The organism is Streptomyces sp. NPDC002206 (assembly GCF_053593595.1).
Genome location: NZ_JBSFCW010000017.1, coordinates 47603 through 72695, shown reverse-complemented (window position 1 = coordinate 72695; position 25093 = coordinate 47603). Strand labels below are relative to the sequence as shown.

General features: G+C 67.5%; 16 protein-coding genes and 6 pseudogenes. 6 read left to right on the top strand and 16 right to left on the bottom strand.

Going from position 1 to position 25093, the window contains the following annotated elements; translation table 11 throughout:
• Positions 1-342: 342 nt before the first annotated feature.
• On the bottom strand, positions 343-1227 hold the full coding sequence (locus tag ACWCP8_RS26690; RefSeq protein ID WP_451118567.1) for a fructosamine kinase family protein: 885 nt from the start codon (positions 1225-1227) through the stop codon (positions 343-345).
• Between the two features lie 377 nt (positions 1228-1604).
• Between ACWCP8_RS26690 and ACWCP8_RS26685 the strand changes: the two are divergent.
• Positions 1605-1820: pseudogene (locus tag ACWCP8_RS26685) on the top strand (ATP-binding protein); the annotation flags it as partial.
• A 120-nt stretch (positions 1821-1940) separates the two neighbouring features.
• On the opposite strand, the gene arfA reads toward ACWCP8_RS26685, so the two are convergent.
• The 4 genes from arfA to ACWCP8_RS26665 all read right to left on the bottom strand — a co-directional run bounded on the left by arfA (position 1941) and on the right by ACWCP8_RS26665 (position 6809).
• Positions 1941-3440, bottom strand: a complete 1500-nt coding sequence (gene arfA, locus ACWCP8_RS26680; protein WP_352269336.1) for an arabinosylfuranosidase ArfA — start codon at positions 3438-3440, stop codon at positions 1941-1943.
• 134 nt (positions 3441-3574) lie between these two features.
• A complete protein-coding gene (locus ACWCP8_RS26675; RefSeq protein WP_352269337.1) occupies positions 3575-4477 on the bottom strand; it encodes a carbohydrate ABC transporter permease in 903 nt (300 codons plus the stop codon).
• Positions 4477-5499, bottom strand: a complete 1023-nt coding sequence (locus ACWCP8_RS26670; protein WP_352269338.1) for a carbohydrate ABC transporter permease — start codon at positions 5497-5499, stop codon at positions 4477-4479. Before ACWCP8_RS26670 ends, ACWCP8_RS26675 begins: the two co-directional genes overlap by 1 nt.
• A gap of 11 nt (positions 5500-5510) precedes the next feature.
• Entirely contained in the window at positions 5511-6809 is a 1299-nt protein-coding gene (locus ACWCP8_RS26665; RefSeq protein ID WP_352269339.1) for an extracellular solute-binding protein, read from the bottom strand.
• Between the two features lie 674 nt (positions 6810-7483).
• Here ACWCP8_RS26665 and ACWCP8_RS26660 point away from each other — a divergent pair.
• Positions 7484-7621 (top strand): annotated as a pseudogene (locus tag ACWCP8_RS26660) (helix-turn-helix transcriptional regulator); the annotation flags it as partial.
• A 916-nt stretch (positions 7622-8537) separates the two neighbouring features.
• Here ACWCP8_RS26660 and ACWCP8_RS26655 read toward each other — a convergent pair.
• The gene (locus tag ACWCP8_RS26655) at positions 8538-9389 is read right to left on the bottom strand and encodes a class I SAM-dependent methyltransferase (protein WP_451118564.1); all 852 of its coding nucleotides are present in this window, start codon (positions 9387-9389) and stop codon (positions 8538-8540) included.
• Positions 9390-9716: 327 nt separating this feature from the next.
• Here ACWCP8_RS26655 and ACWCP8_RS26650 point away from each other — a divergent pair.
• A pseudogene (locus ACWCP8_RS26650) lies at positions 9717-9812 on the top strand (RidA family protein); the annotation flags it as partial.
• A gap of 590 nt (positions 9813-10402) precedes the next feature.
• The gene (locus ACWCP8_RS26645; protein WP_352269341.1) at positions 10403-10924 is read left to right on the top strand and encodes a DinB family protein; all 522 of its coding nucleotides are present in this window, start codon (positions 10403-10405) and stop codon (positions 10922-10924) included.
• A gap of 220 nt (positions 10925-11144) precedes the next feature.
• Here the strand turns inward: ACWCP8_RS26645 and ACWCP8_RS26640 are convergent, their stop codons facing one another.
• Complete coding sequence (locus ACWCP8_RS26640) at positions 11145-11393, bottom strand: GNAT family protein (RefSeq protein WP_352269342.1); 249 nt, start codon at positions 11391-11393, stop codon at positions 11145-11147.
• 484 nt (positions 11394-11877) lie between these two features.
• Between ACWCP8_RS26640 and ACWCP8_RS26635 the strand changes: the two genes are divergently transcribed.
• Positions 11878-12738 (top strand): alpha/beta hydrolase, encoded by an 861-nt coding sequence (locus tag ACWCP8_RS26635; protein WP_352269343.1) that lies wholly within the window; start codon positions 11878-11880, stop codon positions 12736-12738.
• A gap of 65 nt (positions 12739-12803) precedes the next feature.
• Here the strand turns inward: ACWCP8_RS26635 and ACWCP8_RS26630 are convergent, their stop codons facing one another.
• The 6 genes from ACWCP8_RS26630 to ACWCP8_RS26605 all read right to left on the bottom strand — a co-directional run bounded on the left by ACWCP8_RS26630 (position 12804) and on the right by ACWCP8_RS26605 (position 21589).
• A complete protein-coding gene (locus tag ACWCP8_RS26630) occupies positions 12804-13052 on the bottom strand; it encodes a hypothetical protein (RefSeq protein ID WP_451118561.1) in 249 nt (82 codons plus the stop codon).
• A 179-nt stretch (positions 13053-13231) separates the two neighbouring features.
• Positions 13232-14443 (bottom strand): PP2C family protein-serine/threonine phosphatase, encoded by a 1212-nt coding sequence (locus ACWCP8_RS26625; RefSeq protein ID WP_352269346.1) that lies wholly within the window; start codon positions 14441-14443, stop codon positions 13232-13234.
• A gap of 527 nt (positions 14444-14970) precedes the next feature.
• A complete protein-coding gene (gene alsS / locus ACWCP8_RS26620; protein ID WP_451118559.1) occupies positions 14971-16653 on the bottom strand; it encodes an acetolactate synthase AlsS in 1683 nt (560 codons plus the stop codon).
• Between the two features lie 691 nt (positions 16654-17344).
• Positions 17345-20110: a helix-turn-helix transcriptional regulator gene (locus ACWCP8_RS26615; RefSeq protein ID WP_352269349.1), complete on the bottom strand. Its 2766-nt coding sequence runs from the start codon at positions 20108-20110 to the stop codon at positions 17345-17347.
• Positions 20111-20158: 48 nt separating this feature from the next.
• Entirely contained in the window at positions 20159-20491 is a 333-nt protein-coding gene (locus tag ACWCP8_RS26610) for a relaxase domain-containing protein (RefSeq protein WP_352269350.1), read from the bottom strand.
• Positions 20492-20746: 255 nt separating this feature from the next.
• Entirely contained in the window at positions 20747-21589 is an 843-nt protein-coding gene (locus tag ACWCP8_RS26605; RefSeq protein ID WP_451118556.1) for a LysR family transcriptional regulator, read from the bottom strand.
• A gap of 72 nt (positions 21590-21661) precedes the next feature.
• Between ACWCP8_RS26605 and ACWCP8_RS26600 the strand changes: the two genes are divergently transcribed.
• Positions 21662-22885, top strand: a complete 1224-nt coding sequence (locus ACWCP8_RS26600) for an MFS transporter (RefSeq protein ID WP_352269353.1) — start codon at positions 21662-21664, stop codon at positions 22883-22885.
• A 209-nt stretch (positions 22886-23094) separates the two neighbouring features.
• Here ACWCP8_RS26600 and ACWCP8_RS26595 read toward each other — a convergent pair.
• The 3 pseudogenes from ACWCP8_RS26595 to ACWCP8_RS26585 form a co-directional block, all read right to left on the bottom strand.
• Positions 23095-23621, bottom strand: a pseudogene (locus ACWCP8_RS26595) (Tn3 family transposase); the annotation flags it as partial.
• Positions 23622-24417: 796 nt separating this feature from the next.
• Positions 24418-24639: pseudogene (locus tag ACWCP8_RS26590) on the bottom strand (HU family DNA-binding protein); the annotation flags it as partial.
• Between the two features lie 194 nt (positions 24640-24833).
• Positions 24834-25052, bottom strand: a pseudogene (locus ACWCP8_RS26585) (GNAT family N-acetyltransferase); the annotation flags it as partial.
• Positions 25053-25093 lie beyond the last annotated feature (41 nt).

The window sequence follows — 25093 nt, the reverse complement described above, 5'->3', positions numbered from 1 at the left end:
GGGCTCTGGGTGACTGGGGGCCGGAGTGCGCTTTCCGCGGCCGGCTTGGCCGAGTCATCGAGAACACAGCGCTCAGCGAATGAGCGAGAGGGGGGTCTTGCAGTCGTCTTTACCGGCCCGTTGGCGGTCTTCGCGGTGGCTCTGGCCCGGCCGGAAAGCGCTGCCTGAGCGGCACTCCTGAGGCGATTGATGCCGCACTCAACGGTGTGCCTTTCCTTCCGGTCGGCCTTGTTGAACTCGGGCGGCCGGCCTCCGCGCGAGCCGCTTTTCTTGCGGTTGGCGGCCTGGTCGACGTTGTCCGGAACTGTGCAGCGGATCCCCCGTCGATGCGGGTAGCTGAGCTCAGGGCCGCCGCCGGAACGGGGCGAGCGTGGCGCGCACGAGGTCGGCGGCGCCCCAGTCGGGGTCGAACTGGGCGATCACGGCCAGGTGCTGGCGTAGCTGGAGGATCGGCATGCGTTCGCGCCAGTCGCGGTCGAGCCCGGTCAGCTCGGCGTACAGCTCGAAGAACACGTGCGCATGGGGCGGCGGAGCCGTCGTCCACAGGTGGGCCAGGTCGACCTCGGCCCACGTATACGACACGGCCGGGTCGATCAGCGCGGGCCGCCCGTCGGGGGTGGCCATGATGTTCAGCGCCCACAGGTCGCCGTGCGTCAGGCACGCAGGCCTGACCGGCAACAACTCAGGCAGCCGGTCGCACAACCGCTCCAGCGCCGCCCGGTCCGCGGCGTCGAGCGCCTCCTGGACGCGACGCTCGCCGAGCCAGCGCAGCAGACGGTGCTGGGCGAAGAACTCGAACCCATCGTCATCCCAGGTGTTGACTTGTCGGCGACGGCCCAACCAGTTGTCCCGGTGCCACCCGAATCGGGGGTATCGAGTGGTGGTGTGCAGGTGGGCGAGTGCATGCGCGAGCTGCTCCCAGAAGGCCTCGGTGCACGGTCTGGGCCGCAGCACGGACAGCAAGAGCAGGTCGCGGTCCGCGAGGATGATCTCGGGCGTGGCCACGCCGCCTGCCTCACTCAGCACGGTGAGCCCTTCGGCCTCCGCGGCGAAGGCGTCGTCCGACGGCGGCTCGCCGAACGCCTTGACGAACACCGACGTGCCGTCACCGCGGCGCGCGAGCCCCGCGATCGCGGCGAGGCCTCCAGTGGCTGGCTCGACCGCGACGACGTCGGCCAGGCCAGCCGCGTGCAGGCGTTCGAGCAGGAAGGGCGTCGCGTCTGTCACGGCCGTCCTCCTCTCTCTGGTCACGCACCCTGGCAATCACGGCCGAGCCCCCGGCGGCTCACTCATTGAGCCTAGTGATCTGACCGCATAGGTTCACCGGTTTGGTATCTCCGGCTATGTACCGGATCAGGAGGCGGTCGTTGTTACCCAGGTTCGGAAGAGGGTGAGGGCCTCGGTGAGGGTTCCCGGGGCCGCACGCGGCGTGGAGCTGCACTTCTCCGACCCGGTGGCCTCGGCAGCACGACCGATACGCTGACCGCAGTGCGGACACCCTTGAGGCGTGGCTGCGCGAGCATCCCGGCGCTGAGATCGTCTGCCGGGACGGCTCAGGCGCCTACAAGGCGCCGGGATTGCCCCTCGCCGCCCCGGGATGATTTGCCGCACTGCTGTTCCAGGTGCTGACGGAGCGTGAGGAGAAGACATCGATCGCGATCGAAGGCAACGAGGCGTTCTCCGGCTGCACGAAGACCTTCACCGACCTGCGCCCGTGCGCCGCGATCGTCGACCGCCTCACCTTCCACGGCACCATCATCGAATCCGGCCCCGACTCCTACCGACTCAACCACACCCGGATCCCGGCGTTCGAGCTGTGAACTTCCAACGGTCGCGAGCGGGCTCGTTGAGTTGCGAACGTTCCGAGCGAGTTTGCCGTGACATGATCTGACGCCGCGACAGGACTCCGTCACGGCGCCAGATCTGCTTCGTGTCGTCGCTCAGCGGAGGGCGATCGCCGTCCACGACATCGGCGGCAACTCGATGGTGAGCACGCCGTCGGCGAGTGTCGCGCTCGTGTTTGCGGACGGGGTCACCCGGTGCTGCTCGGCGAGCGTGTTCTTCGCGTACACGTCGGAGTCGGCGAGCGTGACCGCCTCGACGATGCGCGACGAGCCGAGGCTGCGCACGTCGATCGTGACCTGCGCGGCCTCGTTCAGGTCGCGGTTGACGAGGAAGACCGCGGCCCGGTCCTCGTCGACGGTCGCGACGGCGTCGATGACGGATGCCTCGCCGTGGCGCGCCGTTTTGTACGTCGGCGTCTCGATCACGGGCCGGATCACCTCGCCGGAAGCGAGCCGGCTCGTGATCGAGAACGGGTAGAAGGTCGTCTGCCGCCAGGCCGGGCCGCCGGGCTCGGTCATGATCGGCGCGATCACGTTGACGAGCTGCGCGAGCGATGCCGAGGTGACGCGGTCGCTGCGCTTGAGGAGCGTCATCAGCAGGTTGCCGACGACGACGGCATCCGCCACCGTGTACATGTCCTCGAGCTGCCGAGGGGCGTAGCGCCACTCGTCGTTGACCTCCTCGGACTCCTGGTGCTCCTTGAGGTACCAGACGTTCCACTCGTCGAAGGAGACGTTGATCTTCTTGTTTGAGCGTTTCTTGTACCCCACGTGGTCGGCTGTCGCGACGACGGTGTCGATGAAGTAGTCCATGTCGATCGCCGAAGCGAGGAAGGAGCCGAGGTCGCCGTCGTGCTCCTGGTAGTACGCGTGGCACGAGACGTAATCGACATAGTCGTAGCTGTGCTCGAGCACCGTGCGCTCCCAGTCGCCGAATGTCGGCATACCGGACCCGGAGGAGCCGCAGACGACGAGTTCGAGGTCCTTGTCGGCCGTCTTCATCGCGGCGGCGGTGCGGGCGGCGATCTTGCCGTAGTCGTCCGCCGTCATGAAGCCGGTCTGCCACGGTCCGTCCATTTCGTTGCCGAGGCACCACATGCGCACGTTGTGCGGGTCCGGCGTGCCGTTGGCGATGCGCAAGTCCGACAGCGCCGTGCCAGACGGGTGGTTGGCGTACTCGAGTAGGTCCAGGGCGGGCAGGATGCCTCGCGTGGCGACGTTGACCGCCAGCATCAGCTCGGAGTCGGTGAGCTTGAGCCACTTGGCGAACTCGTCGAGGCCGAACTGGTTCGATTCGAGCGAGTGCCAGGCGAGGTCGCGGCGCACCGGGCGCTTCTCGCGCGGGCCGACCGAGTCCTCCCAGCGGAAGCCGGAGACGAAGTTGCCGCCCGGGTAGCGGATGGTCGTGCTGCCGAGCTCCCTGACGAGTTCGACGACGTCCATGCGGAACCCTTCATCGTTCGCGCTCGGGTGTTCCGGCTCGTAGAGCCCGGTGTACACGCAGCGGCCGAGGTGCTCGACGAATGAGCCGAAGGTGCGGCGTCGGACAGGAGCGATGACGGCCTGCTTGTCGAGCTCGATGTGGGCGCGGGGCAATTCAATGGTCCTTTCTATGGGATGGCGCGGGGCGCGCCGCGGGCTGAGCGATGCCGCCGGTCAGCGGCCTGCCCCTGCCGGAGGTACGGCAGGGGCAGGCGTGAGACGGTCCGGTGCAGATACCGGTGCCGGTTTCAGCCCTTCACGGCGCCGGTGAGACCGCCGACGATCTTCTTCTCGAAGATCGCGAAGAAGATCAGTGCGGGCAGCATTGCGAGTGAGGTGAACGCGAGGACTCTCGCGGTGTCCACGGAGTATTGCGAGGAGAAGGCCTGGACGCCGAGCGGCAGGGTGAAGTTCGCCTGCGAGTTGAGGACGTACAGGGGCAGGACGTAGTTGTTCCAGCTGCCGATGAACCCGAGGATGCCGACCGTCACCACACCGGGCAGTGACAGCGGGATCACCATGCGGAAGAAGAATCCGAGTCGGCTTGCACCGTCGATCGCGGCGGCCTCCTCGATCTCGTTCGGAATGGCTCTGAGGAACGGCACCAGGATGATGACGGTCGTCGGCAGGCCGAAGGCGATCTGCGGGACGATCACGCCGAACAGGTTGTCGACAAGGCCGAGTTCCTTGATGACGATGTACAGCGGGGTGATCGCGATGACCATCGGGAACATCAGGCCGGCGGCGAACATGGAATACATCGCGCCCTTGAGCTTGAAGTCGTAGCGCGCGAGCACGAAGCTCACCATCAGGCCGAGGACGACGGTGCCGACGGTGCTCACGAGCGCGACGATGATGGAGTTCGCGAATTCACCCCAGAACGTCACCGACTTCAGGACGCTGATGTAGTTGCTGACGACCCAGGGGTGCGGTAGGGCGGCCGGGCTCGTGCTGATCTGCGAGTTGGTACGGAATCCGCCGAGCACGATGTAGAGCACTGGTGCGATGCAGACCCCGATGAAGAGCAGCGCGATGAAGTAGGTGAAGGGATTCCCCCACTTCTGCGGCTTGTCACGATTGCCGCGACGGCCGATGGGCGCATACGGCTCCGCGGCGGAGGAAGACGCCGAGTTGGCGGTCGTCGCGCTCATCAGATGGCTCCTTCAGTGACGGCACCCTGGAGGTCGCGGCGCAGGACGAAGCGCTGGTAGATCAGCGCGACGACGAGCGAGATCAGGAACATCACGACCGCGATGGCGCTGCCGTAGCCGTAGTTGCCCGCGTTGCGGCCCTGGGCGACCATGTAGATCGCCATGGTCGAGGTGCCCGCGGTGCCCGCGACGTATGGACCCCAGATGATGTAGACGAGATCGAACAGCTGCAGCGAGCCGATGATCGACAGGAACGCCCAGATGCGGATCGTCGGCCCCAGCAGCGGCAGCGTGATGCGGCGCTGGATCTGCCAGTAGGAGGCGCCGTCGATCTGAGCGGCCGCGAAGAGCTCCTCGGGGATCGACTGCAGGCCGGCGAGCATCAGAATCACCGCGAAGCCGATGTACTTCCACGAAATGATGCCCATCAGCGTCCAGATGGCCAGCTTCGGGTTGGAGAGCCACTCAGTCTGCAGGAAACCCAGGCCCATGTTCTGCAGCAGGTCGTTGACGGCGCCGCTGCTCTGGAGCATCAGGCTCCAGCCGGTGCCGACGATGACCTCGGAGATGACGTAGGGCGCGAAGATCAGGACGCGGATGATCGAGCGACCGCGGATCTTCTGGTTGAGCAGGAGCGCGAGGATGATCGCCAGCGGGCCCTGGATGACCAGTGAGAGCACCAGGATCAGGCCGTTGTGCCACAGAACTTGCTGGAACGCGGGGTCAGTGAGGATCAGCTTGTAGTTGTTCAGGCCGACCCAGTCGGTGGGCGCTCCGTAGCCGTGCCACCGGTAGAAGCCGTAGAACGCAGCGAGCGCCACCGGGAAGATCACGAAGGCCAAGAACATGATGATCGCCGGTCCGGACAGGACCGCGATCTCGAGTCGCATCTTGGCACGGCTGCGGCGGCGCGCAGCCGCTCGCAGCGAAGCCGGGGACGCGGACTCGGCCGCGCCCCCGACTCCAGGCGTGCCCTGCGACTGGCGGCCGGTGGCCGTGTCAGTACCCAGGGTGTTGCTCATCGTCTGCTTACTCAGCCCTTCGCGGCGGCAGCGTTGGTGTCCTTGGCGATGTCGGCGGCGGTGCCCTTGCCGGCCAGCAGGTTCACGACGGCGGTGTTCATGGCGTTGCCGACGTTCTGGCCGTACTCGGTGTCAAGGAACATCATGGAGTAGGCCGCCTTGTTGAAGGCTTGCAGTGCCGAGACGTTGTAGGGGTCGGTGACGACCTCCTGGGCGTCCTTGTTCACCGGAATCGTGAAGAAGGCCTTGGAGTAGGCCTCCTGCTGGTCCTTGGTCACAAGCCACTCGAGGAAGCCAAGGGCCTCCTTCGGTGCGTTCTTTGACAGCGAGTATCCGTCGAGGCCACCCATGATGGCGGTCGGGTCGCCCTGGCCACCGGCCACGGCAGGGAAGGGGAACCAGCCCAGGTCGGGGAGCGGCTTCTGGTCCTTGGTCAAGCCGGCGATCACACCGGGGTTCCAGTTGCCCATGAGCTCCATGCCCGCCTTGTGGTTCGCGAGCATGCCCGCCGACGACCCGGCGCCCTGCTGCGCCGAGGTCGTCAGGAAACCCTTCTGGAAGGGGTCGACCTTCAGGAACGAAGCCAGGTCGTCGCCGGCCTTGGTCCAGCACGGATCGGTGAACTTGAGCGACTTCGCAGCCGCCGCCATGGTGTCCTGGCTGCACGCGCGCAGGGCGAAGTTGTAGTACCAGTGCGCAGCCGGCCAGGCGTCCTTGGCACCGACCGCGATCGGCGCGACCTTGATCGCCTTCAGCTTCGCGATATCGGCCTCGAGCTCGTCCATCGTCGTCGGCGTCGAGGTGATACCGGCCCGCTGGAACAGGTCCTTGCTGTAGTAGATGCCCTCGGGCTGGGTGTCGAGCGGCATCGCGTAGACCTTGCCGTCGATCGAATAGCCTGCGACACCTGCCGCGCCTGCATTTGCCTTGTCAGCGTCGGTGAGGTTCAGCGCCTGGAGCTGGCCGGCGTTGACCATGGCCTGCATCTTGCCGCCACCGCGCTGCAGGAAGATGTCCGGGGCGGAGTTCGAGTTGAGCGCGGTCTGCAACTTGCCGTCGAGGTCCTCGTTCTGGACCGCCTGGATCTTGACCGTGACGTTCGGGTGCAGCGAGTGGTATGCCTTCGCGGCGACCTTCCAGTACTCCGCACCGGGCCCGGGCTGCGCGTTCTCCCAGACGGTCAACGTGACCTTGCCATCGGACGAACCGCTGCTGCCGTTGCCGTCGCTGCCGCCGGCGCAGCCGGTGGCAGCGAGTGCGATGCCCAAGCCGATCGCGACAGCCGTCGCGCTGCGTGTTTTCCTCGTCATCGTGGAAATCCCTGATCTGTCGTAATTGACACAAATGGTGCGAAGCGGCATGACGGCCGTGGCAACAGTGAGGGTCGGGAGTAGTGACGACCACTGCAACCCCTGCTTTCCGGCTCCGGGCATGCGCGTGTGGACGTGCCAGGTGGACGGGTGTGACCGTATGGAGTCGTGTCCATTACGGGGAGGTGCCGATCGCTGGAGAGTATGCGCTCAGCGCAGAGCGGCAGTCAATGAATCATTTCCGAAAGTTCACCGAAACTTATAAATGCCCGTCAGGGTTGGCTACCGAAACATTTCGACGCTCTCCACGGATCGCGCCCGTCCGTTTTCGGTCCGCGCTGCGCGATCCCTTGACGTCTCGTCAGTCGGACCTTACGGTCACGAAAACATTCGCAGATGTGTCGCAACTTTCGGATCGGCCGGCCACCAGCCGATCCGAAGCAAACCGGGGCAAAGGGAGAGGAGGAGCCCCGTACCGGTCCAGCGGGGCACGCTCCGGACCGTCGTGATCTTCGCAGGCGGTGCTGCGGTACTCAGGGATCAGCCCGCTGAGGACGTCGTGGCGATGGATGCGCTGCGCGGGTAAGGGAATGACGTCCGGGTCGTCGGCAAGGGCCCGAAGCTGCAGGGCCCGGTGCCGCCTTCCGGTTTCTTTGCACCGGCCGCACACCGACGCGGCCTTCTACCGTCTGCCCGCCCGCAGCCAGGCACCCCGAATGATCAAACTGCCCAATGGTGAACTCCGATGCCGTCGAACGGATTTGGATGCCTGGTGGGATGTGTGCGAGAAAGCTTCTGAAATTTGCCGATGAGTTACAACGTCCGATTCCGCGACACGCGCGAGCGCCCTGGTCGGCTGAGCCGCTTCCAAGTTGGGAACGAACGCCAGGAAACACGCGCCGTACTCTGGCCGACGCCTTTGCCACGATCACGCCTGCGCTGGTCCAACCCGGCGCGGCATACCCCGAGCCGCGGGTGCTGAGACGTGCCCCGTATTCGTGGGCGTTCAACAAGAACGCGTGGGACCAAGAACCAGTCGAAGAGTGGCAGAAGGATTTGGGCTGGATCACTGGAACTCCCGTGAGTGCGCTTGCGGAAGCCGACGTGCTGCGACGAGCGCTTGATGCGCTGGGTCGCCAGTTGGACGGCAAGGCCGCTGCGGCAAAAACGGCATGGCGGAAGCGGGCTGCACTCAGCGAAGTGCTCAACACGGCAGTTGAAAAAGGGTACTTCGCGGAGAACCCTCTCAACGGGATCGTGGAACGCCTCGGCACTCAACGAGGAGGTAGACCCGGCGGCGGTCCCCAATCCGGCTCAGGCGGCCCGGCTTCTCACAGGACCTGGACATCAACGACCCGCGCGCTGAACGCGGCCTGCCGGGTCTCGGTGAACTCTCCGCCGTCACCGAGAGCCGGCGCGGCCACTTCACAGTCCAGGTCGCGGTCGCGGTGCCCCGGTACCGGCCACCCTGCCCTGGGACGGCCGACCCGTCGCGGCTGTTCTTTCGTGAAGCGCTTACAGACAGTCCGGCACCTGTCCCTGCGTACCGCCCGCTGGCGTCGTCGATCTCTGGGAACAGCGTTTGTCGATGGGTTCCGGCTCTGGTCCACTTCGTGTCGTCGCGTGACTCTCGGTTACGCCAACAGGACTCGTTTGCGCAGGAGTTCGAAGCTAGCTCCACTCATCAGACCCCCTTGGAATCGATCATCTAGGGAACCGAGAGGCGCTCTACCGACGGACCGCCGAGATCAGTCCGCCGGGCCGCTCCTCGCGCTGCGGCGGGGTGCTGATCGGGCGGCCGTAGGCGGCAGCGCGCTCGCGCAGGGTGTGGCTGTCGGCCTCCCAGCCGTGCCCGGCCAGCCAGCCCACCGAATCGTCAGGCATCTCCGAGACCCACATGGACGCCGCCGATCCCGGCACGGCGTCCGCGCCGAAGCGCTCGATCACGCCGCGCGAGCCCAACGTCAGCCCCATCCGACTGCCTGCCGCCGACTGCGCGCTGATCCGGGCCAGCAGTAGCTCCACCGCGTCCTCGGGCAGATAGATCAGTAGTCCTTCGGCGATCCACGCGGTCGGCACGGCCGGGTCGTGCCCTGCGGCGGCCAGCGCGCCTGGCCAGTCCTCACGCAGATCCACCGCGACGGTGATCCGCTCGCAGCGTGCGACGGCCCGCTCCTGGCGCAGCACCGAAGCCTTGAAGTCCAGTGGCGCGGCGGTGTCGACCTCGAACAGCCGGGTGCCCTCGGGCCAGTCCATCCGGAAGGCCCGGCTGTCCATCCCGGCGCCGAGCAGCACGACCTGCCGGACCCCGGACGCGGAGGCCTGCTGCAACAGGTCGTCGAGGAACTTCGTCCTGATGACGATGGAGAACGACACGGCCAGCCGGCGGCGTCGAGCGGCCTCGTCATCGGGCAGCGGCGGCGAGGAGGGCCACAGGCCGCCGGCGGTGGCGAAGGCCTGTGCCAGTGGGTCGCGGAACAGTGCGTTCTCTCGCTCGGTCTCCAGCGCCCGCACCCTGGCCACCCCCACCGCCGTGGCCCACACACCCGACGGCTGCACCCGCTCCTGCTCATCAGTCACCGCGCCAGCCTAGGTGATCGATTCCAAGGGGCCTGATGAGGGGAGCTAGCTTCATGCGCGGCCAGCCAGTCATGCGCGCACTGACCGCCTACGACCACTAAAACCACCATGAGGCGAAGATCAACAGTCACCCTGTGTACGCGACCACACGAAGTGGACCAGAGCCTGGGTTCCGAAGTCAGTTGGTGATCTCTCGGCTCGTGATTGTCGAGCAGAAGTGACGGCGCTGCGCGTGGGGGCGGCGAAGAAAAGGGAAGGCAGGAACCGATGGGGCGTTGGCAATATGCCTGAGCTCGACACCCGAGGGGAAGGACCCAACGACTATGGCATGACGTCCCCAGCACCTTGATGGGCGTCACCGTGCTCAGCTACAAGGACCAACTCGTCGAGATCGAGGCCGTCGCCGCCATGCTCGATTCTTGAGCCCACTGACACGCTGTGGCCGCCTGATCAGCAGCCTTCACCAACGGCATCCCGATGCTGCGCCGGCAAGAGATCCAGCGCCTCCCGAACTCATCAACACCACCCCTCCGTGGATTGACGCGCCTCCCAGACCCATCGACAAGTGACTTCAGTGCTGCTCGATAAAGCCAGCCCGCCTGCTGACCGAACAGGACCTGGTACGGAGGTACCGACAAACACCAACATAATCAGGTCCGTGGTGGACTTTCGTAAACATCAGGCCCCCGGGGAGCCGCTCGTCCTGACGGCCCCGGTGCCTTCGTATGCCGGGCCGTGTGATCACGGACCGTGCGCCCTGACGGATTTACTGGCCGTGGAACGGCTCGACGATCCGCGCTGCTGCGCCGGCCACCATCCCGAGGCGCTCGGCACCACCACGCGAGCACGCCACGGGCGCCGGCCCCCGGCCGGGGTGGTGGTTCGAGTCGAAGTTATGGACAGGGTTGATGTTGTTTGTTGTCCGCAAAATTCTCGCCCGGACCTGGTGCTGGGTGCCGCGGCGAGCGTCATCATGAGGCAGCGACCCCAATGCCTGTGAGCAGGAGGCATGAATGGACAGGGAACTCGTCCACGCAGAGCTGCGACAAACCAGCGCGTCCTTCCACCAGCTCCTGGACTCGGCCACTCCGGAGGACTTGAGTCGCCGGAGCGACGGAACCCGTTGGACCAACGAGCAACTGCTCTACCACATGCTGTTCGGCTACATCGTCGTACGTGCATTGCTTCCGCTGGTGCGCCTGTTCGGTCGCCTCCCGCCGGGCGCAAGTCGTGCTTGGGCCGGTTCACTGAACGCCAGCACACGACCATTCGATGTGATCAATTACCTCGGTGCCGTGGGTGGCGCCCGGTTCTACAACCACCGGCGTATGGGAGCGAAGCTCGATCGCACGCTTGCGGCACTTCATCGTCATCTGGAGGCCGAGCCGGACGCGGCGCTGGCCCGGACGATGGGTTTTCCGACTCGGTGGGATCCGTTCTTCAAGGACGTGATGACCCTCGAAGAGGTGTATCAATATCCGACCAAGCACTTTGACTTCCACCGCGCGCAGCTCACCCTTGGCGCGCAGGTGTGACGGGTCGCCGACTGCCCCCGCGGTGCTTGTCGGCGTTGATGCGGATGCGCCGCTGACGAGGTCCGCCACGCTCGGCACGCAGTACGGATTCCCGGGCGGCTTCCCACGGGCCAGCGAGCTCTTCGAGTAAATCGCCGAAATGTGCACGGGAGACCCCGGACAGGGCAGGCTGCACGGGCCCAGGTCAGCTTCACAACTCACCCAACCTGCACGGCCCTTCTCATGTCACGGCCCGACCAGGACGATCGCCATGTCCGCCGAGGCCGTAAAGCTGCTCAGCCTGAATCGCGTCTGCCGGGACCTCGAAGACGATCTCGAGCCCGTCGCGTTCGTCCCCCTGCTCGCCGACGCGCGTGAAACCGAAGCCCGCGATGGTGGCCAGGGAGGCGTTGTTGTCGGATCTGATAGTGGCCCGCACGGTCCTGACACCGGGTTCGGCGGCCGCCCTGACGAGCAGCGCCGTCAGCATGGCGCGGGCATAGCCCTCGCGGCGGTACCCGGGCACGAGCAGCCGACCTCGACCATGCCGGCCTCGTCCGGCGGCGGCCAGGCGCCGGCGCCGGCGCCGCTCCTCGGCACGCGTGTGATCGCCTCGGTCAGACGGCGGGCGGCGTGGTCGAGACGGCGATCCGGGCGGCCCTCCCCGCCTGAAGCCGGGGATACCCACGCAAGACAACGGATGGAAAGTGACCAGCCACGCCTTGCACTACGGGTGCCTGGGGCACGCCGGTCGGGCGGGGGCAGCCTTCGCTGGCGCTGTGACCATGGCGGATCTGCGCCGACAGGACGGGCCCCGTGGCCCCGGGTGCCGATGCAGCGGCCTGGCGCTAACGTCGGGAGAACGGTTCGGGACGTGTCGCTGGCTGAAGCGCGGTTCGCTTCCGACTTGTGCGCTGGCCCTTCATCCTTTTGAGGACGCGTTCCCCGGCAAAGCTGTAGCAAGGAGGCTTCTGATGAAGGCGTCCACTACACGGCGGCGGCTCATCCCGATGACTCTGGCGGTGGCCACAGTCACTGTTGTGACCATGGCTGCGTCCCCTCCTGACGGCGCCACGACAGTCAGGCATCCGGCTGCCAAAGCAGCGGACAATGCGCAGGCGAAGCCCACAGTGGTGTTGGTGCACGGGGCCTGGGCGGGCACGTCGAGCTGGAACGGCGAGGTCGACATCCTGCGCCGCGCGGGCTATACAGTGCGTGCCATCGGGAACCCGTTGCAGAACCTGACGACCGACTCGCGCACGGTCAAAGGCTTCCTCAAGAGCATCTCGGGGCCAATCGTGCTGGTGGGGCACTCCTATGGCGGGTCGGTGATCACGAACGCCGCGGCAGGAGTGAGTAACGTAAAGGCACTCGTATACGTCGACGCGGCCGCTCCGGCGGTCGGGGAGACGACGGGGCAGCTCAGCGGCTCGACGTCCGCGCTGTCGGGGCCGCCGTCCAAGCTGTACGACGTCGTGTCGTACGCGGACGCCCCCGCCAAGGCGTCCAACCTCTATCTCAAGAAGGACGTATTCGTCACGAAGTTTGCCAGCAGCGTGCCACGTGACCAGGCGATCAACCTGTGGGCCACCCAGCGGGCTGCCAGCACAGTGGCCTTCAACACCCCCTCCAAGGCTGCGGCATGGAAGACGATCCCCTCCTGGTACTTCATCAGCAGCGGGGACCAGATCATCACACCGGAGTCGGAGAAGAAGATGGCGCGTCGCGCGGGGGCGAAGGTGACTGTCTACCCAGGCGGTTCGCATCTGACCCTGGTGTCCGATCCGGCTGCCGTGAGCAAGGTCATTCAGTCGGCGATCGCGGCGGTGAAATGACGTAGCGCGGTGTGGGGCAGCGCGGGTGGCGGTTTCAACGGCAGTACTTTTCGAGAATTCGGAGGCTAACTCCGCTTCGTCAAGTGGGAGCCCCCCTCGCCCAGGACGGAGGCGGCTGACGAGGGTCGGGCCCGTCGGAAGGTGCGGTCGGCCACCTGCACCCGCTCGACCTCGCCGCCGAGCGCGGCCGCAGCGACGGGCGCACACACCAGCGTCGCCAAGCTCGCGTCGAGAACCACCCCTACGACAGTCTGCTGGTCGCGGTCGCAGAGAGGACCCTCTTCCGCGCTGTCCGACGACACCGACGACGTCACCGCCGGCTCCTTGGACGAGTTCCGTCTTCCTCGTGGCGATACGCGAGTGATCCCACCCCACCTCCAAGTCCAGACCAAGGCCGATGCGGCCGGTGACGTCGATTGGCTGGTCCAGATCGACTCCGCAGTGGTCCGCACACACCAGCAGGCCGCCGCCACCGGCCGAAAAGGGGGCACCGTCAGCAGGACGAACCGTCGATCCCGAGGAGAGCATGGTGGCCGTCCTCGTCGGCACCCGCCGTGGACGGTGCGGCCCGGCGGCGCACCGCGACCATGGCGACGTCGTCCTGGACCTCCCCGCCCGCATGGACGGTCAGGTCGCTCATGAGGCGCTCGATCAGGTGGTGCGGCTCGTCCTCGGCGAGGAGCGCGAAACGGTCCAGCGCCGGGTAGAAGACGCCCGCCGGGTCGCGGGTCTCGAGGAGGCCGTCGGTGTGCAGGAGCAGCGTGTCCTCCGGCTCGAATCCGAAGGTGTTGACCTGATAGGCCGCCTGGTCGCCGCCCAGCCCGAGCGGTGGTGCCGGCTGCGGCACTTCGAGGAGGTCCACGTCTGTGCCGTGAGAGCGCATCAAGTCCGGGTGGCCACAGCTGATCACGTGGACGACGTCGAGGTCGTCGGGTATCTCCAGGACGAGAGCGGTGATGAACCGCTCCGAGGCGTTGCTGTCCGTCTGGCCGGCCTGGTCGACATGGCGGCGCACGCTGGCGTCCAGGGACAGGGCGACATGCTCCAGTTGCACGTCGCGGTGCGCGGCTTCGCGGAACGCACCGATGACGGCTGCGGCGTCGTCGACTGCCGCCAAGCCGTTGCCCCGCACGTCACCGATCAACATTCGGACCGTGCAGTCGACACGTTCGGCGGCGTACACGTCTCCGCCGATGTGTGCGTGGGCGGCGGCCGAGCGATAGGCAGTGGCGATTTCCAGACCTGCCACACGGCAGGGCAACGGGGGCAGCAGCGCCCTTTGCGCTGTCTCCGAGACGGAGCGCACCGCATGAAGCGTTCGATGGTCCACGTCCCGCAGGCGCCGGAACACGAGGACCAGGACGCAGACGACCAGCAGGCCCAGGACGTCGATCGGGAGGATCGGTGAGCTGGGCAGACCGTCGTCGACGTCGACCGCAACCAGGCCGAGACAGGCCAGGGCGGTCATACTGACGGTGGTACGCGTGTTGTCTGCCGGAGCGGTGAGAGCCGGCACCACCACCAGCAGCACTACCAGGTGGACGTCCGCGGGGACGATCACGCCCCCCAGGGTGACGCCGAGCAGGACGGCCGAGGCGACCACGACCGCGACGAGCGGTCGTAGCCGTACCGCCGAGAAGCTGACGGCAAGTCCCGCGGCAGTCGCGCGGCCTGTGCTTGTCACGATGTGCGTCTGCATCGTCATGAGAACCTCCTGCTTGTCACGATGTGCGTCTGCGTCGTCTGCGTCGTCATGAGACCCTCCTGCCACGTACGACATGGGGCTGGTCCGGCTGGCATGACAGGTGTCCTGTGGGGCCGGAGGGCAGCCTCGGTCGGCGTCATGTCATTCACCTCGCCTCACCGCGGCTGATCGGGCAACGTGGGCCGGGTCGACCGACCGGACCAGTTGGCTTGCTGATCGACAGTCACCACCGTGGACCGCAGGCGTCCGGCCAGGCCGAGGTCCGCCGTTCCCGCCGTGTGACGGCCGCACCGCGACTGCGCAGCGGGGTCTCCAGGGTGCCGGGGTTCCGGGAGCCGGCACGGTGCTGTTGCTCATGAGGATCTCCATGCTCTGGCGCCACGGCGCGGTCAGTCTCCCCCGACGCGGCGTATGACTGTCCGGTGGGCCCTGCGGCTTCCCGGCTGCGAGCAGCGGGCGCTCATGACGCCGTGCCCGGGGCCTCTGCGTACCGAGGGAGCTGCGACGGAGCCGCGGTCGTCGGCCCGTCATCTCAGATTGCTGTCGTGGAGTTGCGCGAAGAGTTCTGTGTTGTGTGCGTAGTCGACCGGGACGTCGATGACCGTGATACCGGGGTCGCAGAGTCTGCCCGGGTCGAGAGATCTGCGCAGTTCGGTCTCGAAGGCGTCCATGGTCTCGGTCCGGATTCCTCTGGCGCCGAACGCGCTGGCGTACAGGGTGATGTCGTAGTCGCCCGACCGGACACCGGAGGCCCTGCCGTATTTGCGATGCTCCTGGAAGGCCACCATGTCGTAGGCGTTGTCCCGCATGATCACGTGCGTGGTGTGGAGGCCCAGACGGGTAGCGGTCTCTATTTCGGGTGCGCTGGACAGAAACCCGCCGTCCCCGGAGACTGACACCACCTGTGTCCCCGGTCGCAGCAGCGCGGCGGTCATCGCCCGTGGCAGGGCGACTCCCGGTGTCTGCAGGCCGTTGGGGAGCAGGATGCGCCGCGGCTGGTGTCCGCGGAAGTGTCGGGCCATGTAGATGTGCGAGCCTGTGTCGGACACCACGGTGGCGTCGTCCTCCACGTTCTCAGCGATCTTCAGGATCACCGCGGCGGGATTGAGGCCGGCAGCGGTGGCCGGGACCGACCTGGCCTCCTCTTCAATACAGGCCAGAGCGGCGCGTTGTTCGGCCAGGGCAGCTCGGGTCCGGTCGTTGATCGGCAGCCCGGACAGCTCCCCTGACAGCTCACCGACCGTCGCGGCCACATCGCCCCGCAGTTCCAGAGTGGGCTGGTAGTGGCTGCCGATCTCGGCGGGCAGTGCATCGATGTGGACGACCGTACGGGCCGGGTCGGTGTTCCACAGGCCCGGGTCGTACTCCACGGGGTCGTAGCCGACGGTAATCAGAACGTCGGCGTGTGTCACCACGCCGTCCCCAGGCTGGTTGCGGAAAAGGCCGACCCGGCCGGCGTACTGCTCCTCCAGCGTGCGCGGGACGATGCCCGCCGCCTGGGAGGTCTCCACCACGGGCAGGCCTGTGACACGGATCAGTTCGCGCAGCGCGGCGCAGGCCTCGGGATCTGCACCACGCAACCCGACCAGCAGGACGGGCTGCTTTGCGGCACGGATGATCTGTGCGGCACGGTGGATGTATTCGGCGGGAGCGGGGCCGGGAGAGGGGTGCCTGTGCGGCTGGACGATGGTTGCGGCGGTGAGCGCGCCTGCGACGTCGGCCGGAATTACCACCGCCGCCGCACCGCGGGGCGGGGTGACCGCCGCACGCAGGGCGTTGGCGATGGCTTCGGGGACGTTGTCGGGGTCGTGGACTTCGCAGGTGTAAGTGGTGACCAGTCTCAGTGCGGCGATGGCGTCCATCGACCGCTGGGTTCGCTTGAACCGGTCCCTGCGGGTCCCGGCCCCGCAGACAGCAATCATGGGGTGCTGCTCAGTCGTCGCCGTGAGCAGAGCGGTCATCAGATTGGTGGTGCCGACTCCTGAGGCGGCCAGGACCGCTCCGGGGGTGCCGGTCAGCAGCCCGACAGCGGCGGCCATCACGGCAGCGTTCTGTTCGTGGCGGCACATCACAAGTTCGGGGCCTCCGACTGCCAGGGCATCGTGAACGGCGTCGCTCGTGGCTCCGGGGACACCGAAGACGTACGGCACGCCGTACTGCGAGAGGGTCTCGACCATGCGCTGGGCCGCGCCGACAGGTGGGGTGGGCATGTGCCCACCGCCTTTCTTGATCGTTGGGTTTGCCCAACGGTGGTGGCAGTTGCTGCGTGGGGTGTGGTGCCGTCGCCGGGCCGGTCAGTGCGGGTCCGGTCGGCGCTCGGCCGAGGCCGGGCCGTCGCCCGCCCTCCGCCCGGCGGGGTCTGCGTGCCCGTGTCGGTCCTGCTCTGGTGCGAGGAACTGGGCGGTCGGTGGCAGGCCATGTGCAGCTCGGGGTGGATGGCGATGTCCCTGGTGCCGCTCGTGAGCAGCCAGTCCAGGGAGGTCGTCGAGGACGAGCATCGCGCTGTCGAGGCGATTGAAGGCGTCCGAGCCCAAGTCGCCGCCGTGCCACGGGAGCTTACGGATCGTCACCTCGCCGTCGCATGCGGTCGAGCGGTGTGGCGATCGTGGAGGTCGGGTGCACCCCTGGAGGCGCTTCAGGACGATGGTGCTGCCTGGGCGGGTCGCGGGCAAGCAGGAGGCATGCCCACTGGTGGAATACCTCGTAGCAGGACACGGGAGAGAATCAGGTGTGGTCCTACGCGTGATCATGGCGGTCCGCTCGCTTTCCGCGGTGTGTCGCGCGAGGCACGGCCGACGGTGTGCCGCCAGCGCGCGCCGGTGCCGCTTCACTGATAACGGTAGGCACACGCCCCCGCCCGAGGGCATCACGTGAATGCGTAGTTGTGCCCGGGTTGCGGCATCAGGGCCGATCTGTGTCTCCGGGGATCGGCTGGCCATCTTGCAGCAGCCGGGCAAGCTGAGTACGCGTGGTGACCTTGAGCTTGCGGAAGACTTTGCGCAGATGGTAGTCGACCGTGCTGGCGCTGATGAACAATCGCGACGCGATCTCGGGGTTGGTAGCTCCCTCGGCCGCCAGCATCGCAACACGTCTTTCCTGGGGAGTGAGCTGCTCGCCGAACCGAGACCGACGCTTGTGGGTGGGCTCGCCGGCCGCAGACAGTTCGCTGCGGGCCCGTTCGGCGAAACCGTCCATGCCAAACCGTACGAACATCTCGTGTGCCTGCCGCAGTTGGTCTCGTGCCTCAAGGTGGCGGCGCTCGCGCCGCAGCCACTCCCCGTACAGAAGATGGACACGGGCCACCGCGGCGCGCAGGCCAGTGCACTCAAGCCGTCCCAAAGCCGTGCGGTACAGGTCCTCGGCGTCCGCGCCAACGGCAAGCAGAGCCCGGCAGTGTGCCTCGACGCCTGCGGCCCAGTGGCTGGAGCAGGGTCTGGTCGTCCGGCACAGCTCCCTCAACGCCTCGTCGGCCAGGTCCTGGTGTCCCGTGCGTACGGCCGCCTCGATGAGCTCAGCCAGCGCCCAGTTGCGGATCCGCTGGACGCTGGAGTCGGCTCCGGCCTGGCGGGCGGATTCCAGCGCCTGATCGTACCGGCATGCACCGTTGTGGAGCACGGCGGTGGCCCATTGCAGGTAGGTCAGCGCCATGCCTTCGCCCCGCGCCATCGCGTCCCGGGTCGCGGTGCGGATCGCGGCAGCAGCCTCATCATCCCGGCCGCGGAAGACGGCGAGCCCCACCTCCGCGTAGGGGACCGGGCCGGCTCCGGTCATGAAAGTGACGTCGGCGGCCGCCTCGGCCAACGACGCGGCCTTCAGGAGTTCCCCGCCCAGCAGGTGCAGTGCCGCACGTGTGGCTGCGGCAACCGGGAGAATGCTGAGTGCTCCTCGTTCCTCGCAGGATCGCAGCAGCCGCGTGGCCAGGAGTCGCCATGCCTCGTCGTCCCACAACAGCCCGGCGCCGTGGCAGGCCAGCCACAGCCAGTACAGCTCCTCCTCAGGGGCCAATTCCTCTGTGGTGAACGCCGACACCGCCCTGCGCAACACCGGAACTGCGGCGTCGCGGCCTTCGACGATCAGGAGCGTCAGCCCGTCCAGCAAGAGGTCGGAGGCGCGTGGCACGGACGCCGCAGGCACCCTGCGAGCACTATGGGCAACCTCCGCAATCCGGCACTCGTCGCCCAGCCGGCCGGCGAGCATCGCTGCGGTCAGGGCCTGCAAGTAGACATCCCTGGCACGGGAGACGTCGATGGACTCGAAACGGCGGGCCGCGCGCAGCAGCACGGGGGCGGCTCCGCCACCGAAACTGCGGGCAAAGGCGATCTGCCCTCGCAGCAACTCACTGTTGGCGGCCCGCAGCTCGTTCTCGGGCCCTCGGTCAGCCAGGGCAAGGAGGTCCAGAGCGCTGTCGTATGCGCCGGCCTGCTGTTTGGCGCGTGCCGCCCGCAGCGCCCGCTCTGCCCTGGCGGCGGGGTCGGCAGTGAGCGCGACCGACCGCTCCAGGAATGCCGCGGCGGCAGCGATACCGCCGCGTGCCAGCGCCCGGTGAGCCGACCCCTCGAGCTCCGCTGCGGCTTCCTCGTCGAAGCCGACGGCAGCCTGCGCGCGGTGCCAGGCTCGCCGGTCCGGTTCCGAAGGACCGGTGACATCGGCCAGAGCCCGGTGCGCGGCCCGCCGCTGCGACGGCGGCATCGCCTGATAGACAGCCGACCGCACCAGGGGATGGCGGAAGACCACCTGCGTGCCGATGGACAGCAGCCCGTCGGCCTCGGCCGCCGTCGCGGCCGAGACCCCGATTCCCAGACGGGCGGCCGCGCGCCACAGCAGCGCGGAGTCGCCGGTCGGCTCCGCCGCGGCCACCAGGAGCAGCATCCGGGTGGCCGGCGGAAGCCTGAGGACCCTGCTACGGAAACTGTCCTCGATGCGCCCCGGCACGGCTGCGGTGTCCGTCGGACTGAAACCGCCCACGAACCCGGCAGCCGTCATGGCCCGGGGCAGTTCGAGCAGGGCCAGCGGATTGCCGCGGGCCTCCGCTGCGATCCGGTCCACGACTTCCTCGTCCAACGGCACGTGCAGAGCCGAGTGCAGCAAGGCGCGGGCGTCGCCAGGGCCGAGCCCGGTCAGCACCATCTCCTGCAACCCGCCCAGACCACCACCGGCAGTGGCGAACACGAGGCCGAGGGGCTCCGCACCGACGCGGTGCGCCACAAACGTCAACGCCTGGGCCGAACCCAGATCGAGCCACTGGGCGTCGTCGATCACACAGATCAGCGGTTGGCGGGCCGCCGCCTCGGACAACAAGCCCAGTACGGCCAGGCCCAGCATGAAGCGGTCGGGCGCCGCTCCTGTCCGCAGCCCGAATGCCGCAGCCAGGGTGTCCTGCTGCGGTCCGGGCAGGTGCTCCAGTGTGGCTAGGAACGGCGCACAGACCTGGTGCAACACCCCGAAGGGCAGCTCCGCCTCCGCTTCCACACCGGCGGCCCGCACCACGCGGAAGCCGACCGCAGTCGAAGCCATGTGGTCGAGCAGCGCGGACTTGCCAATACCAGGCTCACCGAGGACCACAAGAGCGCCACCTCGACCGGCCTTGACGGCATCCTGCCAGCGGTCGAACAGCGCACATTCAGCACGCCGACCCAGGAAAACCGCGGAACGCCCCGGCAACACCATGTTTCCAATCTAGCTGCGGCATCCAGTCCACACCTCTCCGACCTGGGCTTATCCTGTCGAACGCAGCCGGTAGCCGAGCCGGGACGCGCGCGTGGACGCTGCGGGACTGTCCCCGGCGGCAAGGCGGTCGGCAACGATGCGGTCCGCGTCCGGGTGGAGACCTTCGCCGAACAGGTTCCGTATCTGCCACTCGGTGACCCGCGCCCCGGCCACCAGGCCGACCGCGGGCAGCGCCCGGCCCATCCACACACCCGGCGGGACACCCGTCTCCTCCTGCGCCTGCTCCAGGCTCCTCCCCCGCGGCCGACGGCCATCACCGACCACCACCTGACGCCCGTAATACTTGTACGCGGAGCCCTTGCTGACTTGCTTGAACGTCATCGTGTAACCCAGCACAGCACCGAAAAAGCACTGGTCAACGGCCTAAACTGAGGGCTCCCGTGGGGCGGGACGAAAGCACGGATTCGTCGGCCTGGCTTCCCGTGTCACGGGCAGTTGGCAGCCACGTTTCCCACCTCGGTTCCAGACCGGCAGAGCTCCGGCACCACAGGAAAGTTCACGACGCCAGCGCAAGGGCGCCTGGCCAATTCCTGTTGCGGGTTGGACGCAAACCGGCGCGTTGGCCAGCCGCGAAACTCAGATCATGCGTCGTAGCGCGGTCTCAACGGCATCGATCAGCGGATCACCTTCGGATCGTGGGTGCCGTGCGAGGCCGAGCTCGACGTCCGGCAGGGCGGGCAGGGCGTCCGCGTCGTGGCAGGCCATGGCCGGTTCAAGGTTCGTGGGCATGAGCGCCGCGACGCCGAGCCCTGCCCGTACCGCGGCGAGCACAGCGACCAGGCTGTTGCTTTCGAACGCCACCCGCCAGGGCCGATCGGCACGTTCCAGGGTTTCCAGCACCGACGTACGCCAGGAGCACATGTTCGAGAACAGCACCACCGGCAGCGGATCAGCAGCCACGTCCACACCCTGGCCGATCGCCCAGACCAGCGGGCGGCGTACCGTCCAGCGCGGCGGTCCGGGAACGGCCGGCACCTCGTTGAGCACGAGTTGGACGCGGCCCGTGTCGTAGGCCTCCCGCATCGCGGCGTTGGACATGCTGAGCACCTCCAGGGTTGCGCCGGGGTGCAGCCGGGCGAGGTCGGCGAGGGCCTGCGGAAGCTGGGACGCAGCGAGGTCTTCGAGCAACCCGACGCCGCAGCGGCCGGTAAGCGTGCGCCCGGTTTCGGTGAGTGCCTGTGCGGAGAGCGAGAGAATGCGTTCGGCGTACGGCAGGAGCTCCTCGCCCGCCCGGGTAAGCGAAACACCGGACGGTGATCGGTAAAGCAGCGGACGGCCGATGGCCCTCTCAAGCTTGCGCACCTGCTGGCTGAGCGCGGGCTGGGTATGTCCAAGCGTGGTCGCGGCGCGGCTGATGCTGCCCGCTTGCACGATGGTGACGAAGGACCGCAGCAATGCGGTTTCAAGATCCCTGGCCATAACGATTCATTATGTCAGCCCCAGCAAATGAACCACTACCTATGGCATGACGGAGGATCTAGCGTCACGCAAGTGACCGGATACCGGCAGATACTCGCCGTGCCAGGGATGGCATCGCTGTTGGGCGTTTCCTTTCTCGCCCGTACCGCGATCACGGCTGTCGTGATGGCACTGACGATGTATGTCGTGCTGGGCCTGAATATGAGCTATGCGGCAGCCGGCGGTGTCGCGGCGGCTCTGACCACCGGGCTGGCGCTGGGCGGGCCGCTGCTTGGCCGCATGATCGATCGGCGGGGCCTGCGTGCGGTGCTGCTGGTAACTGTCGCAGTGCAGGTCGTGTTCTGGCTGAGCGTGCCGATCCTGCCGTACAGGGCCCTATTGGGTGCCGCCTTTGCGGCGGGTCTGCTGATGGTGCCGGCCCAGCCGGTGACCAGGCAGGCGATCGCCGCGATGACGACGGCGGAACAGCGCCGGGCCGCGTTCGCGCTGGAGTCGGTGCAGGGCGAGCTGTCGTACATGGTGGGCCCGGCGGTCGTGATCCTGTGCGCCGCGAAGGTGTCCCCCGGTGTGGTGGCGTGGGGGCTCGGCGTCGCGATCGTGGCCGGCGGAACCGGGATCGCCTTGCTCAACCCGCCGCTGCGTGCCGAGGACGAGGCGGATGCTGGCGCGGCCGGACGGCCCCCGCGACGGGAGTGGCTGGGCGTCGGCATGATTGCCGTACTGACGATGGCGTTCGGTACTACGACACTGCTCAGCGGCGTCGACCTCGCCATCGTCGCCACGCTCGAAGAAGCAGGTCAGGTGTCCTGGGCCGCCGTGGTCGTGGCCGTGCTCGGCGTGACCTCTGTCGCCGGCGGGCTGATCTACGGCGCGCTGTCCCGGTCGGTGCCCATGTGGTTGCTGCTCGGCTTGCTCGGGCTCGTGACGATTCCAGCAGGGCTTGCCCACGACTGGCCCTGGTTGTGCGTGGCCGTTGTCGGCACCGGGTTTCTCGCCGCGCCGACCCTTTCCGCGGTGGCCGACGCGGTGAGCCGACTGGCGCCAGCCAGCGTGCGGGGTGAGGCGACAGGTCTGCAATCCTCGGCGCAGAGTGCGGGTTTCGCGCTCGGATCCCCGATCGTCGGGGTGGCAATCGACGCCTCCGTGCCAGCGGGCGGCTTCGCGGCGGCCGGGCTGGCCGGCCTCGCCGCCGCGCTGACTGGATGCCTGCTGTCCCGCCGCTGTCCGTCGCCTCAGCCGCCCACTTCAGCTCGTCGCGAGTCGGCGAGAAGAACAGATGCAACTCATGTTCAGTGATCAGCCGGTTGAACCACGGGGCACCGAGCCAAGCGGGTGACGGTCTCGGCCCTTCACGGCCTCGAAATCAACTCATTGCCCTTTGGCGTATATCTGGGCCACACCTTCACCGCTACGCCGACTGGTTCGTGCTGCCGTGCGTAGTGCTGTCCTGGGCCGTCGAGCAGTACGACGCTGCCCTCACCCCGGTCGGCTGACCCGCGCGCGGTTCACTCCGTGCCGGTCTCGTCCTCTGGCTCCAGCGCGTCCGGGTCGCGCAGCGGGCGCAGGGCGCCGGCGGCCGGGACGCTGGCGGTGAAGCTGTAACGGCCGAGCACGTTGAGGTTCGCGTGCTTGAGCGGGGAGACGCGGGCGACGTCCTCGTCCAGGACGTCGTGCTCGCGCTCATCGGTCGGCAGCGCTCGCAACTCCTCGACGGCGGCGTCCAGATAGCGGGTCGTCCACAGCACGGCGGCATTCAGCACCAGCCCGAGCGCGCCGAGCTGGTCCTCCTGCCCCGTCGTGTACGCCTACATGATCTGTCCGCGCTTGCCGTGGCAGATGTCCCGGGCAAGCTTGTGGCGGGACTCCTGCACGGTGAGCTGCCGGTTCATCTGCCGCCGGTACGTGTCGTCGACCGGGTCGACCACGCGCAGCAGATGCAGGGTCTTGCCGATCCGCCCGTACTCGACGACGCGGTGCCCAGCGGGGTGGGGCGTCCCTCGCGGCCGAACATCCGCAGCAGGTCGTAGAGCCGGCGGACCGAGCGGCTGCGGTCGACGCTGGCCGCAGTCGGCCTCGCGCTCGCCGGTCGGGCCGGTGCCCGCATGGCGAGTTGCTTCGGCGTGTCCGTGAGCCGCAGCACGGTGCTGCGACTGCACACTGCACAGTCAAGCCACGAAGTGACCACCGGGTCAGCCGGCGGGATAAGCGGTGATGAGCTGATTTGTTCCACTCCTCGTAATTATTTGAATATTTTCAAAGGGGGCCGCGGCGCCATTGACATCCTTCCCGGCTCCACCACCGCGTCCGGCCCGCGTTCGTGGGCCTCTGCGCGTTCACCGGAGTACAGAAACGGCAGGTCCGCCCGCAGCTCCCGCAGGCTCCTGCCCTTTCTGGAGACCTTCGCATCCCTTGCTGCCGGACCGATCTCATGACTGCTGAAGAACGAACCTGCACAGTTGAGGGCCCCCGGGCAGAGGGCAGAAACTGCACCCACGATCTGCTGCGGGTGCAGCTCGCCCTGGCATCGACTCACTCGGCCTGCTGCCAGCGATGCTCGTCACCGCCGCGAGCGCGCCCTCCCGGGTGGCCGGCTCCCAGCACGTCAAGAAGATCTCCACGACCCACACCTCGATCCACACGGCATGAGTGAACGGCGGTTACGGCCAGCACCTCGTCGAGCAAGCCCTGCTGCTCAGGCTGGGGTGGCCGTCGTCGCCACTGTCGTCACGCCGCTGCTCCGTGGCCCGCCTCTGCCTCGACATGGAAATCGTGCCGTCTGCTGGCAACTCGGTAGAGGACGGCATCTAAGGCGTCGCCGGATTTCAATCGGCGCTCTTCTTGGCGGGCGCGCGCTCGCCGGTCTGCGGCTTGCATGCGTAACGAGCGGTCCGGTCAAGCCTTTCGAAGCTGCCGATTCCGGCGACCGACACCCGTTCGCCCGCGACAACTGCGCGGACCATGGCGTCGAGGACCGCATCGACCGCCTGGGCGGCCTGCTGTTGCCCACCGAGCTTGTCAGCAATCGCTTCGACGAGCTGAGCCTTGTTCATGTCCATCCCGGTAGGTGGAGGTTGGGAATAGTCCGACGATAGCCACGGCCCCGGCTTCCCAGGGGAGGCCTGACCGAGAGCTCCTACAGTTCGCCCTGTCAGCCCATGCCATGACCATGGAGTAGGGAAGAAGGGCGCCGTTTGCGCTGCTCGCGGTTGGTGTGGCGGGGTGCGCTCGCGAACGCAGGCCCGTCCTATCGTGCGATGGGCGACTTGTCGCTCGCATTCAGACGGCGGACCAACACGCAGGTGGTGCTGCCGTCGTCCTCTTTGACGTCCCGGACATGCTCGAAACCGATTCCGTCCAGCAGGGCCAGTGAGGCCTTGTTCGATGCAGTTACGGTGGCGTGAACCCTGGTCAGTCCGAGGGTGCCGAAGCCATAGGCTGTGATCGCTTCCGCCAACTCGGCACCGGCAGCCTGGCGGCAGGTGGCCGCCGCCCGGAGCGACGACA

Coding starts and splice junctions, on each gene's coding strand:
- ACWCP8_RS26665 (WP_352269339.1), bottom strand. CDS start 6,809: ATGACGAGGAAAACACGCAGCGCGACGGCTGTCGCGATCGGCTTGGGC.
- ACWCP8_RS26635 (WP_352269343.1), top strand. CDS start 11,878: ATGAAGGCGTCCACTACACGGCGGCGGCTCATCCCGATGACTCTGGCG.
- alsS (WP_451118559.1), bottom strand. CDS start 16,653: ATGCCCACCCCACCTGTCGGCGCGGCCCAGCGCATGGTCGAGACCCTC.
- ACWCP8_RS26645 (WP_352269341.1), top strand. CDS start 10,403: ATGGACAGGGAACTCGTCCACGCAGAGCTGCGACAAACCAGCGCGTCC.
- ACWCP8_RS26670 (WP_352269338.1), bottom strand. CDS start 5,499: ATGAGCAACACCCTGGGTACTGACACGGCCACCGGCCGCCAGTCGCAG.
- ACWCP8_RS26640 (WP_352269342.1), bottom strand. CDS start 11,393: ATGCTGACGGCGCTGCTCGTCAGGGCGGCCGCCGAACCCGGTGTCAGG.
- ACWCP8_RS26615 (WP_352269349.1), bottom strand. CDS start 20,110: ATGGTGTTGCCGGGGCGTTCCGCGGTTTTCCTGGGTCGGCGTGCTGAA.
- ACWCP8_RS26625 (WP_352269346.1), bottom strand. CDS start 14,443: ATGACGATGCAGACGCACATCGTGACAAGCACAGGCCGCGCGACTGCC.
- ACWCP8_RS26675 (WP_352269337.1), bottom strand. CDS start 4,477: ATGAGCGCGACGACCGCCAACTCGGCGTCTTCCTCCGCCGCGGAGCCG.
- ACWCP8_RS26605 (WP_451118556.1), bottom strand. CDS start 21,589: ATGGCCAGGGATCTTGAAACCGCATTGCTGCGGTCCTTCGTCACCATC.
- ACWCP8_RS26610 (WP_352269350.1), bottom strand. CDS start 20,491: ATGACGTTCAAGCAAGTCAGCAAGGGCTCCGCGTACAAGTATTACGGG.